10 protein-coding genes are annotated in these 13,899 nt (G+C 73.7%); 7 read left to right on the top strand and 3 right to left on the bottom strand.

Annotated features, from left to right (window positions below; translation table 11 throughout):
- The first annotated feature begins 78 nt into the window (after positions 1–78).
- Complete coding sequence (locus CBZ_RS09450; protein WP_130781311.1) at positions 79–2,367, top strand: heavy metal translocating P-type ATPase; 2,289 nt, start codon at positions 79–81, stop codon at positions 2,365–2,367.
- Positions 2,368–2,449: 82 nt separating this feature from the next.
- Here CBZ_RS09450 and CBZ_RS09445 read toward each other — a convergent pair whose 3' ends face one another.
- Positions 2,450–2,692 (bottom strand): DUF2933 domain-containing protein, encoded by a 243-nt coding sequence (locus CBZ_RS09445; protein WP_130781310.1) that lies wholly within the window; start codon positions 2,690–2,692, stop codon positions 2,450–2,452.
- A gap of 568 nt (positions 2,693–3,260) precedes the next feature.
- On the opposite strand from CBZ_RS09445, the gene CBZ_RS09440 reads away from it, so the two are divergent.
- From CBZ_RS09440 to CBZ_RS09430, 3 genes are all read left to right on the top strand, one after another.
- Positions 3,261–3,632 carry a hypothetical protein gene (locus tag CBZ_RS09440; protein ID WP_130781309.1) on the top strand — a complete coding sequence of 124 codons (372 nt, stop codon included), beginning with the start codon at positions 3,261–3,263 and terminating at the stop codon, positions 3,630–3,632.
- A 12-nt stretch (positions 3,633–3,644) separates the two neighbouring features.
- Positions 3,645–5,084, top strand: coding sequence for a 4Fe-4S binding protein (locus tag CBZ_RS09435; protein WP_130781308.1), 1,440 nt, complete (start codon positions 3,645–3,647; stop codon positions 5,082–5,084).
- 105 nt (positions 5,085–5,189) lie between these two features.
- Positions 5,190–6,635 carry a peptidoglycan DD-metalloendopeptidase family protein gene (locus CBZ_RS09430; protein ID WP_246013214.1) on the top strand — a complete coding sequence of 482 codons (1,446 nt, stop codon included), beginning with the start codon at positions 5,190–5,192 and terminating at the stop codon, positions 6,633–6,635.
- A 160-nt stretch (positions 6,636–6,795) separates the two neighbouring features.
- On the opposite strand, the gene CBZ_RS09425 is transcribed toward CBZ_RS09430, so the two are convergent.
- Positions 6,796–7,638, bottom strand: coding sequence for an SDR family NAD(P)-dependent oxidoreductase (locus tag CBZ_RS09425; protein WP_130781307.1), 843 nt, complete (start codon positions 7,636–7,638; stop codon positions 6,796–6,798).
- A gap of 160 nt (positions 7,639–7,798) precedes the next feature.
- Here CBZ_RS09425 and CBZ_RS09420 point away from each other — a divergent pair, with 160 nt between their 5' ends.
- Both CBZ_RS09420 and CBZ_RS21495 read left to right on the top strand, forming a co-directional pair.
- Positions 7,799–8,194: a hypothetical protein gene (locus CBZ_RS09420; RefSeq protein ID WP_218022741.1), complete on the top strand. Its 396-nt coding sequence runs from the start codon at positions 7,799–7,801 to the stop codon at positions 8,192–8,194.
- On the top strand, positions 8,191–10,542 hold the full coding sequence (locus tag CBZ_RS21495; protein ID WP_218022740.1) for a caspase, EACC1-associated type: 2,352 nt from the start codon (positions 8,191–8,193) through the stop codon (positions 10,540–10,542). The genes CBZ_RS09420 and CBZ_RS21495 overlap by 4 nt, the downstream gene beginning before the upstream one ends.
- A 76-nt stretch (positions 10,543–10,618) precedes the next feature.
- Here CBZ_RS21495 and CBZ_RS09410 read toward each other — a convergent pair whose 3' ends face one another.
- Positions 10,619–12,328: a DUF885 domain-containing protein gene (locus CBZ_RS09410; protein WP_130781306.1), complete on the bottom strand. Its 1,710-nt coding sequence runs from the start codon at positions 12,326–12,328 to the stop codon at positions 10,619–10,621.
- Positions 12,329–12,485: 157 nt separating this feature from the next.
- On the opposite strand from CBZ_RS09410, the gene CBZ_RS09405 reads away from it, so the two are divergent.
- On the top strand, positions 12,486–13,899 hold a 1,414-nt coding region (locus CBZ_RS09405), incomplete at its 3' end, for a beta-phosphoglucomutase family hydrolase (protein WP_130781305.1).

Raw genomic sequence — 13,899 nt, 5'->3', positions numbered from 1 at the left:
CTTGCCCGGCGCCTCGGCGCCCACCGTCGAGCCGACCGGCGACATGCCGGCCGAGCACCGCTGACTGGAGGCTCACGCATGACTCAGTCCCTCGAGCTCGAGATCGGCGGCATGACCTGCTCGTCCTGCGCAGCTCGCATCGAGAAGAAGCTCAACCGCATGCCCGGCGTCGAGGCGTCGGTGAACTACGCCACCGAGAAGGCCAAGGTGTCGCTGCCGGACGGCACGTCCGTCGAGGACGCCGTGGCGGTCGTCGAGGCAGCCGGGTACTCGGCTCGGCAGAAGGTCGCGCAACCCGCACTGCCTGCCGAGGGCGAGGCCATCGCCGAGCCGGACGAGACTGCCGCGCTCCGCCGCCGTCTGCTCGTCTCCGCGATCCTCACCGTGCCCGTCGTCGCGCTCGCGATGGTCGAGCCATTGCAGTTCGACAACTGGCAGTGGTTGTCGCTCACGCTCGCCGCCCCGGTGGTCGTCTGGGGCGCGCTGCCGTTCCACCGGGCCGCCTGGACCAACGCGCGCCACGCCACAGCGACGATGGACACCCTCATCAGCGTCGGTGTCCTCGCCGCATTCGCCTGGTCGCTGTATGCCCTGTTCTTCGGCGTGGCCGGCGCGCCTGGCATGCGCATGAGCTTCAGCCTCGTCGCCGCCCGCGGCGGAGGGGCGCACGAGATCTACCTCGAGGTCGCCGCGGCGGTGACCGGCTTCATCCTGCTCGGACGATACTTCGAGGCACGTGCCAAGCGACGGTCCGGGGCAGCCCTGCGTGCACTCCTGGAGATGGGCGCGAAGGACGTCGCGGTGCGCCGAGAGGGAGCGGAGGTCCGCATCCCGATCGGAGAGCTGAAGGTCGGCGACGTCTTCGTCGTCCGGCCCGGCGAGAAGATCGCGACGGACGGCCAGGTCGTCGACGGGACGTCGGCCGTGGACGCCTCGATGCTCACGGGCGAGCCGGTACCCGTGGAGGTCGGGCCGGGCGACTCCGTCGTCGGGGCGACCGTGAACGCCGGAGGCCGCCTCTACGTGCAGGCGACGCGCGTCGGCTTGGACACGCAACTGGCACAGATGGCGCGGCTCGTCGAGGAGGCTCAGACCGGCAAGGCGCCGGTCCAGCGCCTGGCCGACCGTGTGTCGTCCGTCTTCGTCCCGGTCATCATCGCGCTCTCCGTCGCGACGCTCGGGTTCTGGCTGGGGATCGGCGCCGGTCCGGAGATGGCGTTCACCGCGGCGGTCGCCGTCCTGATCATCGCCTGCCCGTGCGCGCTGGGGCTCGCCACTCCGACCGCGCTCATGGTGGGTACGGGACGGGGGGCACAGCTCGGGATCCTCATCAAGGGCCCGCAGGTGCTCGAGTCGACCCGGCGCGTCGACACGGTCGTCCTCGACAAGACGGGAACCGTCACGACGGGGCGGATGGAGCTGCTCGAAGTCGTCCCCGCCGCCGGTACGAGCGGGGAGTCGCTGCTCCGCCTGGCAGGGGCGCTCGAGGACGCCTCCGAGCACCCCATCGCCCGGGCCATCGCCGCCGGCGCGCGCAACCGGCTCGGCGACCTTCCCGCGGTCGACGGCTTCGCCAACACGCAAGGCCTGGGCGTGTACGGCGTGGTCGACGACCACGCCGTCGCCGCAGGGCGCGTCGGGTGGTTGGCGGACCAGTGGGCGCAACCGGCGGACGCGGAGATGCAGCGGGCGGTCGACGCTGCCGAGTCAGCGGGCCGGACGGTGATCGGCGTCGGCTGGGACGGTCAGCTGCGCGGGCTCCTGGTCGTCGCGGACACGCTCAAGCCGACATCCGCCAGCGCCGTCCAGGAACTGCGAGGGCTCGGCCTGACGCCGGTCCTGCTGACCGGCGACAACGAGCGGGCCGCGCGTGCGATCGCGCGTGAAGTCGGGATCGACGAGGTCGTCGCGGAGGTCATGCCCGAGGACAAGGTGCGGGTCGTCCGCGAGCTGCAGGCGCGTGGCCGCGTCGTGGCGATGGTGGGTGACGGTGTCAACGACGCCGCAGCCCTCGCGCAGTCAGACCTCGGCATCGCGATGGGGACGGGCACCGACGTCGCCATCGAGGCGAGCGACCTCACGCTCGTGCGTGGCGACCTCAGGGTCGCCGTCGACGCCGTGCGCCTTTCGCGCAAGACGCTGTCGACGATCAAGGGCAACCTGTTCTGGGCGTTCGCCTACAACGTCGCCGCCGTCCCGCTGGCCGTGGCGGGCTTCCTCAACCCGTTGATCGCCGGCGCGGCCATGGCGTTCTCGTCGGTCTTCGTCGTGACGAACAGCCTACGGCTGCGTCGCTTCCGGGCGGTCTCAGTGAGCACCGCGCCGACGGAAGGGCTCGACGCCGTCCGCACCTCACTCGACGACTGACGTTCGCCCGCACACGAAGCGAGCCGCCCAGGTCCCCAGGACCTGGGCGGCTCGTTGCGCGCGGTGCAGGCGCCGTTGACGCCTACGCGTGGGGCGTCCCCTGGCGCTCAGCGTTCGAGGACGACGCGTCGTGGCGCGGGTCGTGCTGGTGCCCCTGGCGCCCCATCATCAGCATCATCACGACGAGCATCACGGGGCACGCGAGCAGGGCCGCGTACGACAGCGCGTCACTCCACGACCGACCGGTCACCACCAGGACCGCGAAGATGCCGATCCCGATCCCCACCATCATCAGCAGGTGGCCTGCCGGTGAGTGGGCGCTCATCCATCGCTTCCTGTCCACGGTGACTCGCTCCCTCGTCGCTCGGACTCGGCCGCCGGACGTCGCCCGGTCGGCATGCACTCACGGTCGCCCTACAGCCACCTGGTTCGGGTCGCGGGCGGACGAAGATTCGCTGAAGACGGGCGCTCTGGTCGCGCTGGTGAATCGTCGCTCGCGGTCCAGGCCGGTACGGCTGCTGTCGGCGTGATGAAGATTCGATTGAGGAAGGCCGCGCGGGACTGCAAGTCCCATGTCACGCCTGTCCCCCAGGACGAAGGTTCACCAGCAACCACCCGTCCCGAGGAGGACCGCGATGTCGCCCAACCTCGTCCGGCTCGGCGCCGCTCTCGCGGCCGTCGCGCCGCTGATCGCCGCCGGATCCAGCGCCGCACCTGCCGGCTTGGCGCCAAACCGCGGCGCCGAGGTCGTTCTCGGCGCGGCGGGCGTCTACGCCGGCGAAGACCCCGCTCCCCACGTCCACGGCGACCCGCCGCGGACCTCGTCGTCCACCCCCTCGACGACTCCCCGCCCCACAGCGACGGAGCCGGACGCACACGCGGAGATGGCCGGCATGGATCACGGCGACATGTCCGACATGGACCACGGGGACATGAGCGGTACGGACGACCAGATGGCCGGCATGGACGACACGCCGGGGATGGATCACGGCGACACCGACGGCACCGACGGGGACGACGAGCACGCGGCGGACGACACCACGTCGACGCCCCCGGGGCACGAGCACGACGAGTCCGGCGCCGGCTCTGTCGGAGATGACCACGGCGCGAGCGGCCCGGCCCCGGAGCGCCCGCGCGCCCGCGTGCTCGGCGCCTTCGCCCTCGTCAACGGCGCCGTCCTGATCGTCGCCGCGGTCCTCCGCCGTCGGGATAAGGCTCGCCCACGACACCGACCGCACGCGTCCGCCGCCCCGACGACCGCCTGACCGGAGACGACGATGGCCACCCCGACCCTCACTCCCCCGCCGCCGGCCGATCTGCCGGACCTCGACCCGGACGTCAACCCCGGACCTGACCTCACGCAGCCCCGCCCGGGACGGAACCTCATGACGATCCCGTGGGTCGCCAGGACGTTGCGGAGCGGGTGGTACCCGAAGATCCTGCAGATTCCCGTGGCGGCCGTCTTCGGGCTCGTCGCCTACCAGCTGCTGGTCGGGCCCGACTCGGCTCACGACAACGCGGGCACCGCGCTCATGTGGGTGCTGTGGTGGCCGGTCATCCCCATCGTCTTCGTCCTGCTCGGCCGGTTCTGGTGCGCCGTCTGCCCCTTCGGCGCCATCTCCGACTTCGTGCAGAGGTGGGTGGGCGTCAACCGCCCGGTCCCGAACTTCCTCAAGAACTACGGGATCTGGATCATCGACGCCTCGTTCCTCGCGATCACCTGGGCGGACCACGTCTGGGGCGTCGTCGAGTCCCCGTGGGGCTCCGGCGTGCTTCTGCTGATTCTGACCACCGCAGTGATCGCGTCAGGTGCGCTGTTCCAGCGGCGGACGTTCTGCCGGTACCTGTGCTTCCTCGGTGGCCTGTCCGGCAACTATGCGCGCGTCGGCATGGTCGAGCTGCGGGCGGACACCGGCATCTGCAAGACCTGCAAGGCCAGGGCCGTCTGCTACAACGGCAACGACAAGGTCGCCGGCTGCCCGCTGTTCACGTTCCCCCGCACCATGGAGGACTCGGCGAACTGCAACCTGTGCGCCAACTGCATCAAGGCGTGCCCGAACGACGCGATCCAGGTCCGCTTGCGCAAGCCCACGAGCGAGCTGTGGTTCATCACCAAGCCGAAGGTCGAGCAGTCCTACCTGGCCATGGCGATCATGGGCATCGTCCTCATCCAGAACGTCACCATGCTCGAGGTCTGGAACGACTTTCTCGCGTGGATCGAGAGCGCGACCGGCATCACCAGCTACGCCGTCATCTTCACCGCCGCGTTCGCGGTCGCGGTCACGGTGCCCGTGGCTCTCCTCGCGCTCGCCTCACGCGTCGCGGCCGGCGCGAACCTCGAGGACACGAAGATGAACTTCGCGCGGTTCGGCTACGCGCTCATCCCGCTCGACGTCGCCGGGCACCTCGCGCACAACCTGTTCCATCTGCTTGCCGAGGGAAAGTCCGTCTTCTCCACAGTGGCGGCGCTGTTCGGCCGGCAGAGCGCGGGAGCGGACGCCGCGCTCGTGAGCACCGGCACCATCCAGGTCCTGCAGTTCGTCCTCCTCGCGCTCGGCCTGGCCGGCTCGATCTACACCGCGCGCCGGATCGCGCACCGCCGCTACCGGACGGTGGCGCGGAGACGCGCCACGCTCGCGCCGTACCTCGCGATCATCGTGCTGCTCGGCGCGATCAACGTCTGGATGTTCCTGCTGCCGATGGCGCACCGCATGTGATGACGTGATCCCTCGCCCTGCACGCCGGCACCCGACCAGATGAAGAAGCGATCACGACCCGCGCGGCGTCGTCCCGGACCGGTCGACACGACCTAACGTCGCCCGGTGCCCGTCCTTCCCCTGACCTCGTCGGCCCGTCGGCGAGGCGTGGCCGTCCTGATCGCGGCCACGCTGCTGGTCCCTGCGCATCCCTCGACGAGCGCTGCCGACGAGCTCGACGACAAGCGGCGCGCCGCGCAGGAACAGGCTGAGGGCGCACGCCAGCGCACGGACGACCTCCGCGCCTCCGTCGAGGGGCTGTCGGCGGAGCTCGCCGAGGCCGTCTCCGCGCTGGCCGAGACGGAGGCGCAGCTCCCCGTCGCCCAGGAGCACCTGCGTGCGGCACAGGCGACGCTCGACGGCGCCGAGCGTCGTGCCACCCTCATCCAGACCCGGCTGGTCGACGCGACCGAGCAGCAGACGACGCTCCGCGACACCCTCGCCAGCACCCACGCTCGTGACGGCGAGGTCCGTGCGGCGATCGGCCAGCTCGCTCGTCAGGCGCAGCGTGGAGGTGCCGCCGCGTCGGGTCTGGCCGTGGTGCTCGACGCCGAGGACCTGGACGACTTCAACGAGCGGATGCAGGGCCTCGAGACGGCGCAGCGCAGCCAGGACCGGCTGCTCGAGGAGCTGACGTCGCTCGCGGCGGCGACCCGCAACCACGAGGCGCGTCTGGCAGCGGTGGCCGACCGGATCGGTGAGCTGAAGGCCGAGGCCGACGCCGAGGTCGTGCGCGCTGACCAGGCGCGCGCGGAGGCCGCCGCCCGTGAGGTCGAGATCGAGCGCCTGCTCGCCGAGCAGCAGGTCACCCGCCAGCGCCTGGGCGACATGAAGGCGCAGGCCGAGGCGGAGGCGGCCGAGGCCGACCGCCAGCGCGCCGCCGTCGAGGCCGAGCTGGCGGGGATCATCGCCGAGCAGCAGCGCGTCGCGGCGGAGCAGGAGCGTGTCCGCGCGGAGCAGGAGCGCATCCGCGCGGAGCAGCAGCGCGCGCAGGAGGAGCGGGCCAAGGCCGACCAGCAGGCCCCGCCAGGGCCGCAGGCTCCCCCGGCACCCGCCCCGGCGCCGGGGCCGCCCGCGCCGCCTCCGCCCTCCACCGGGTCCGGCCCGGTCTTCTCCAACCCGACCTCGATCAACCCGATGTACGTGACGTCGAGCTACGGCATGCGGCTGCACCCCATCCTCGGCTACACGCGTCTGCACGCCGGCATCGACCTGCGGACGTACTGCAACACGCCGCTCTACGCGCCGCGTGATGCCGTCGTGCAGTGGGCGCAGTGGCGCAACGGCTTCGGCAACCAGGTCATGCTCGACCACGGCGTCGTCAACGGGCAGTCGCTCATGAGCAGCTCCAACCACCTGACGCGGTTCACCGTCTCGGCCGGACAGCGGGTCAGCCGAGGCGACCTGATCGGCTACGCGGGCAACACCGGGCTGTCGGGTGCGTGCCACCTGCACTTCGAGGTGTACCGCAACGGGTCGACCATCGACCCCGCGCCACTCCTGGGACGCTGACGAGCCCGCCCCTTCACCTCGACGACCGCCGGGGGTGCGAGAACGCTGGAACGAGGCCGAGGTCTCGACGACGCGATCCTCCGAGGTCACGGTGCAGCCCTCGACGCAGCACACGACCGGCGAGCTCTGCGACGTCGGGCAGCACGAGGACTGCGCCGGTTCAGCGGCGGGCCGCCGTGAGGCGGTAGAGCACACGGTGCGGCAGGGCGCGGACGAGCGCGGCCGCGACCCGGGCGTCCCTCCCGACGACGCGGCGCGGCGCGGGGTTCCGGTCGAGCAGGGCGCGCACGACGACGGCCGCGACGCGCTCCGGCGGCGCCCCGTGGACCGCGCTGCGGCGCGCGTTGGCGACGGCGTCGTCGATCTGGCCCCGGTAGCGGGCGAGCGCCTCGGGTGGCATCCCGTCGGAGACGACCTGGCCGGCGGCCTCACCGCGGGACCTGATGGGCGTCGCGACCCGGCCCGGCTCGACGAGCACGACGCGGATGCCCGACGGGGCGAGCTCGGCTCGCAGCGAGCCGCAGAGGCCGACGAGGCCGAACTTCGCCGCGTTGTACGCGCCGAGCATCGGGCCCGCGATCCGTCCACCGATCGAGCCGATCATCACGATCCTCGCGTCCTGGCCGAGGTCCCGGCTCGCGCGCAGTGCGGGAAGCACGGCCTGGGTGACGGCGAGCTGGCCGACGAGGTTCACCTCGAGCTGGCGGCGGAAGACGTCGAGCGGCAGGTGCTCGAGAGGACCGGGCAGCGCGGCGCCCACGTTGTTCACGAGCGCGAACAGCGGACCGGACGCGACGACCCGCTCCCCCGCGTCCCGCACGGCGGCCTCGTCGGTGACGTCCATGACGAGGGTCGTCACGGCGTCGCCGTGCTCGGCGCGCAGGCTCTCGGCGTCCACCGGCCGGCGCACCGTCGCCCAGACGTGGAAGCGGGCCGCGACGAGCGCGGCGGTGGTGGCGCGGCCGATGCCGGTCGACGCGCCCGTGACGAGCACGGACCTCATGGTGAGCCCTCCCGGTCGGCGTGGAACCCGGTGGTCGTCACGCTAGCGACGCGCGACCGGACGGGCGCCCCCGGGCCCGCCCCGCCGGCCGTCTTCAGCCTTGCAAGGGGCGACCGCCCGGAGGATCGTCGGTCCCAGGGCTCGCCGAGGAGGCATGCCGATGGACGTCCAGGTGAGGGTCGCCGTCGCCGAGGCGGGTGCGGACGCGGAACGCCTCGACACCGTCACGCGGTACCTGCGCGAGGAGCTGGTCCAGCTCGACGTCGAGGCCGTCACCCCGGCGCCCGGCACGGCGGCACCCGACGGCACGCGCGGGCTCGACGCGATCGCCCTGGGCGGGCTGCTCGTCAGCATCGGCAACTCGCAGGCGCTGCGGTCCGTGGTGACGACGGTCCGCGGCTGGCTGCGGCGCGGCGAGGAGCCCGGCCGGACCGTCCGGCTCGAGATCGACGGCGACGTCCTCGAGCTCTCGAACGCCACCAGGTCGGACCAGGAGCACCTGGTCGAGCTCTTCCTCACGCGCCACGCGGCGCCGCCGGGGGTGCCCTCCCCGTGACCGGGGCCCGCAAGGCGCTGATCGTCGCCTGCGACACCTACGACCAGGAGGGTCTGCGGCGGCTCCGCTCCCCGCGGGCGGACGCGGCCGCGCTCGCCGCGGTGCTCGGCGACCCGCAGATCGGCGGGTTCGACGTCGACGTCGTCCACAACGAGCCCGCGCACGAGGTGCAGGGACGGGTCGAGGAGCTGTTCGCGGAGTGCCGGCCGGACGACCTGCTGCTCCTGCACCTCGCGTGCCACGGCCTCAAGAGCGAGTCGGGCGAGCTGTTCTTCGCGGCGCGGAACACGCGGCTCAGCCGGCTCGCGTCGACCGCGGTGTCCGCGGACTTCGTGCAGCGCTGCATGCGGGCGAGCCGCTCGCGCAGCATCGTCCTGCTGCTCGACTGCTGCTACGGCGGCGCGTTCGGGGCCGGCGTCTCCGTCCGTGCGGCCGGACCCGTCGACGTCGTCGGCAGCTTCCCGGCGGGGCTGGAGGGCGGGCGCGGGCGTGCGGTCATCACCGCGTCGAGCGCCATGGAGTACGCGTTCGAGGGAGAGACGCTCGCCGACGACCGCAGCGCACCGTCGGTCTTCACCGAGGCGCTGGTCCGGGGGCTGTCCACCGGCGAGGCCGACCGCGACGAGGACGGCTGGGTCTCGCTCAACGAGCTCTACGACTACGTGTTCGACCAGGTCCGGACGACCACCCCCAGCCAGACACCGACCCGCGACGTCGAGATGCAGGGCGAGCTGTACCTGGCGCGCAGCCGCCGCCGGCGCATCCAGCCCGCCCCGGTCCCGCCCGACCTGCTGGCCGCGAGCCACGACGCCAACGTGTTCACCCGCCTCGGCGCCGTCAGCGAGCTGCGCACCCGGCTCCTCGGCGCGAACCTGCCCGCGGCCGCGGGGGCGCACGAGCGGCTGGTCGAGATGGCCGAGCTGGACATCCGGTACGTCGCCGACGCCGCCACGGCCGCCGTCGCCGACGCGCACCTCACCGTGCACCCGCTCGCGCTCGACCTCGGCGAGGTGGTCGAGGGGGCGTCGTCGCCGCGAGGGCACGTGACCGTCACCGGGCCGCCGCTGGCACGCACGTGCACGTTCGAGCCGTCCGACCCGCGGATCCGCGTCGAGGAGGGCGGCGACGGGTTCGCGGTCCTCGTCGACACGTCGGTCGTCGGACGGCTCGACGGCTCGGTGACGATGCGGGGTCCGCTCGGCGGGGCGGTCGTCGAGGTGCACGTCGACGTCACGCAGCCCGTGGTGGCGCCAGGGCCCGTCACCCCGGACGTCGCGGCCCCTCCGGACGCTGCCCCGCAGACTGCTGCCGCGCCCGACGTCGCCCCGGACGTCGTCGCACCGCACGTCGTCACCCCGGACGGCGTCGCGACGGCGGTCACCGCGCCCACGACCGCTCCAGGACCGGCCGCGTCCGTACCACCGGCCCGCGCCAGCTCCACGACCGTCCCCGCGTCGCCGTCGCCGTCGGCGTCCGTCCGGCCCGCCGACGCCCCCCGCACCGGCGCACGCGCCGACGTCCTGCGCGGACGGGTCGGGGCGGTGCTCACGCTCGCCGGGAGCGGGGTCCTCGTGTGGGGCGCGTTCTCGCGCTTCCGCTCGCAGACCCCGATGCAGGACTACGACCCGTGGTGGTTCCGCCACGCGGTGGTCGTCGCGGCCACGGTCGCCGTCGCGGCGGTCGTCGTCCTCGTGCCGCGGACCCGGTGGCCCGCGGGGGTCGGCCTCCTGCTCGGTGTGCTCGTCGCGTCCACCTGGGACCTCGTCACGCTCCTGACGGCCTGGGTCGTGTACGCGCAGGACGCCGGCGACACCAACCCCGGCTTCTGGCTGCTCGTCGTGGGCCACGGCGTCACGCTGGTGGGCGGTGCCGTCGTCGCGCGGGAGGTGGCGGGCCCGGCCGGTGGACGCGTCGGTGTCCCGGTCCTCCCCCGGCCGGTCGTGTGGTCCCTCGTGGGCGCGGGCGTCGCCGGTGCCGTCGCGGTGGTCGTGAGTGCGACGCGCCCCGACGACGACCCGCTGCCCTGGTACATGACCGCGTGGACCGTGCTGACGGTCACGGCCGTCCCGCTCGTCGTGGCGTTCCTGCGTCCGGCCCGGTTCGGCGCGTGGGTCCTCGTGGGGTGGGTCGCCGGGGCGGCCGTCGCGGTCCCGCGGTACGGCGAGATCCTCGCCTTCGAGGGTGGGACGCAGGACGGCGACGCGACCGTCTGGATCGGCGTCGCGGTGCTGCTCCTCGTCCCGCTCGCGGTCGTGCTGTGGCGGGTCGGCGGACCGACCGGCCCGCCGGGAGACCGGCAGGCCGACACGACGGACGACGCCGGGCCCGTGACCGACCACGTGCGCTGAGCGCCGCGACCGACCACGTGCCCTGAGCGCCGCGGACGTGGCACGTGCCGGCGCTCGGCCGGGTCTCGGGCGTCGGTCAGAGCACGCCGAGCTCGCGCTCCAGGTCGTCCAGCCCGAGCGACCCGAGACCGAGGGCAGCCGTGTGCCACGCCCGCAGGTCGAACGCCTCCCCGGCGGCCTCGCGGCGCGAGCGCGCGGCCTGACGCCCGGACAGCCACGCCCGCTCGCCGAGCTTGTAGCTGATCGCCTGCCCGGGCCAGCCGAGGTAGCGCTCGATCTCGGAGTGCACGAACGCCGCGGGCGAGCCGCTGCGCTGGGCGAAGAACTCCTCCGCGAGGTCGGCGGTCCACCGCTCCCCCGGGTGGGACGCGTGCGCCGACGGGATCGTCAGCCCGAGGTGCATGCCGATGTCGACGACGACACGGACGGCACGCATCCGCTGCCCGTCGAGGTACCCGAGCCGCGCGCCGGGAGTGGTGAGGTAGCCGAGCTCGTCCATGAGCCGCTCGGCGTACAGCGCCCAGCCCTCGGTCGTCGCGGGGATCGAGCCGACGGACGTCTGGAACACCGACAGGTCACCCGCCCGGTGCGCCCACTGCCCGAGCTGCAGGTGATGCCCCGGGACGCCCTCGTGGTACCAGGTGCTGATGAGGTCCCACGTCGGGAACCGGTCGCGGCCGAGGGTCGGCAGCCACGTGCGGCCCGGGCGGGAGAAGTCCAGCGACGGGCGCGTGTAGTAGGGGGCGGCCGCGGCACCGGGCGGCGCGATCATCGCCTCGACGCGCCGCACCGGGTCGGCGACGTCGACGACCGTCCCGTCGAGCTCGGCGATCGCGGTGTCCATCATGCGCTGCAGCCACACCCGGACCTCGTCGACACCCTCGACGGCCTCGCCGTGCTCGTCGAGGTACGCGAGCGCCTGCTGCGCGGTCGCGCCGGGCAGCACCCGCTCGGCCTCGGCCGCCATGTCCGACTCGATGCGCGCGAGCTCCTCCCACCCCCACGCGTACGCCTCGTCGGGGTCCAGGTCGGCCCCCGTGTGCAGACGTGCGGCGAGCAGGTAGCGCTCGCGGCCCACGGCGTCGGGCACGTCCGCGACCGCGGGCCGGTAGTGCTCGACGATCCAGGTCCGCAGGCGGTCGATGCCGGACGCCGCGTCCTGCGCCGACGCGTCGAGCCGAGCGCGCAGGGACTCGGGTGCGCCGGCCGCCGCGGCGCCGCCGACGAAGCCCGCGTGCCAGCCGCGTCCGTCGTCCGCGGCGAGCCACTCGGCGAGCTGGCCGGCCACCGCGTCCGCCTGCCGCGGAGCGCTCCGCACGCCCCGGCGCAGGCCCTCCTCCAAGGACGCGCGGAAGCCATCGGCAGCGGCGGGGACCTGCGCCATCCGGTCGGCGACGACGTCCCAGTCGTGCTCCGTTGCGGTCGGCATGAGCAGGAAGATCGACTGCAGCCCGTGGACGGGTGAGGCGAGCGGGCGCAGGGCCGCGAGGTGCTCGCCGGCGTCGTGGACCGCGAGCTGCGCGGTGAGCCGCTCACGGAGCAGGGTCGCGCAGCGCCGGTCGTCGTCGTCGAGCACGAGGGCCCCGTCGAGCGCGGTGAGCACCCGGCGCGACGCCTCGGCCTTCTCGTCCGCACCGGCGGGCGACAGGTCGGGCATGCGCCGGTCGTCCGGACGGGTGCCGAGCGCCGTGCCGACGGACGGGTCGAGGTCGGCGAGGGTGTCGACCCACCGGTCGGCGACCTGGCGGGCGGTGGGCGCGGACGAGGACGGCTGCTCGGGGACCATCCCCGCACGCTAGCCCGCCGTGGAGCAGGTCGCCGCAACCCGCGGCCGCCGCCGAACGCCCGGGTTGCCGCACCGCCCCGCACGCTCCACGATCAGATCGGTCGAGGTGAGGACATTCGCCGACGACGGCGAGAGGCCTCGGCGCGGGAGGTCCCCCATGCCGTCGCCCGTCGCCCTGCACGACTTCGACGCGGTCCTGTTCGACCTCGACGGCGTCCTCACCACGACCCGCACCGTCCACGCCGCCGCGTGGAAGCGCACGTTCGACGAGTACCTCGACACGTGGGACGCCGCGCACGACACCCGCACCCCCCGGTTCGACGAGCGCACCGACTACGCCGCCCACGTCGACGGCAAGACCCGCGAGGAAGGCGTCCGCGACTTCCTCACGTCACGCGGCATCACGATCCCGCCCGGCACGCCCGACTCACCGCCCGACGAGGAGTCGTGGGCCGGCCTCGGCCACCGCAAGCAGCTGCTCGTCGAGGACGAGCTGCGCCGCAACGGCGTCGAGGCGTTCCCCGGGTCCGTCGCCTGGGTCCGCGAGGTCCGCGAGGCGGGCAAGTCGACCGGGGTCGTCTCCAGCAGCCGCAACTGCGCCGCCGTCCTCGAGTACGCCGGCATCGCGAACCTGTTCGACGTCCGCGTCGACGGCGAGACCATCCTCGAGCTCGGCCTGCCCGGCAAGCCCGCCCCCGATGCGTTCCTCGAGGGCGCCCGCCGCCTCGGCGTCGACCCGCGCCGCACCGTGGTGGTCGAGGACGCGCTCGCGGGCGTCGCGGCCGGTCGTGCCGGCGGCTTCGGGCTGGTCGTCGGGGTCGACCGCGACGGGCACGCGGAGGCTCTCGCGGCGCACGGCGCGGACGTGGTCGTGGCCGACCTCGGCGAGCTGCTGGCCGACCCCGACGAGGACGTGCACCGCTCCGGGCCGCGCACGCACCGGCTGCGGGACGCGGCACGCCGCATCGTGGCGGCGTCGACGGGCACACCGCCGGACCCGTGGCGGCTCGTCGAGCACGAGTTCGGGCCCGACCACATCGAGCAGACGGAGACGTTGTTCGCGCTGTCCAACGGGTACCTCGGGATCCGCGGAGCCCTGGAGGAGGGTGCGCCCACCTACCGGCCGGCGACGCTGCTCAACGGGTTCCACGAGACGTGGCCGATCGTCTACCCCGAGGCGGCGCACGGGTTCGCGACGACCGGGCAGACGATCGTGCCGGTCCCCGACGGCACCGCGGTCCGGCTGTTCGTCGACGAGGAGCCTGTGACCTGCGAGAACACCGACGTGCGCTCCTTCGAGCGGGCGCTCGACATGCGGCGGGGGGTGCTGGAGCGGACGGTCGTGTTCCAGCTCGCCGACGGCCGCCGGTTCCGGGTGCGCTCGGAGCGCTTCGTCTCGTTCGCGCAGCGCCACCTCGCGTGCCTGCGGTACGAGATCACGGCGCTCGATCGGCCGGGGCGTCTCGTCGTGTCCTCGGAGCTGCTCACCCCGGTCGACGCGGTCGGCGAGGACCTCACGCTCGACCCCCGGCAGACCCGGCGCCTCGCCGGGGCCCTGGTCCCGGGCCCGG

The organism is Cellulomonas biazotea, assembly GCF_004306155.1.
GTDB lineage: Bacteria > Actinomycetota > Actinomycetes > Actinomycetales > Cellulomonadaceae > Cellulomonas > Cellulomonas biazotea.
Note: the sequence above shows the minus strand (reverse complement) of the source record. Positions and strands in the feature narration are given on the sequence as shown.